1 protein-coding gene is annotated in these 243 nt (G+C 47.7%); it reads right to left on the bottom strand.

Features of this window, described 5'->3' with window-relative positions:
- Positions 1-197, bottom strand: a 197-nt coding sequence (locus H6B10_RS16460; RefSeq protein WP_204652468.1) for a hypothetical protein, incomplete at its 3' end; no start/stop codon positions are given.
- Positions 198-243: the final 46 nt, after the last annotated feature.

Genomic DNA, 243 nt, shown 5'->3' with positions numbered 1-243 from the left:
AAGCAGGCGTCACTCACAAAAATGCAGTTTGGTTCTTCTGGCTGTTTCCACATGGCAGGATAAATTTTGAGCTCTTTGGAGGATGTGCCTTGCTGAAGAATGATTTTGTCATTGCCCACAGAAATGTAAACGCCTGCTTGTTCCAAGATGCTTTTCAGCGGCATAAGCATACGAACTTGTTCTATGACTGAAGCCATATGGGGCCGCGCTCCGTCCTTTGCCCAGTGCAGGAGCTCCAAAGCT

This window comes from Gemmiger formicilis (genome assembly GCF_016901605.1).
Taxonomy (GTDB): Bacteria; Bacillota; Clostridia; order Oscillospirales; family Ruminococcaceae; genus Gemmiger; species Gemmiger formicilis_B.
The sequence above is the reverse complement of the archived record's forward strand: the minus strand, read 5'-3'. Positions and strand labels throughout refer to the sequence as shown.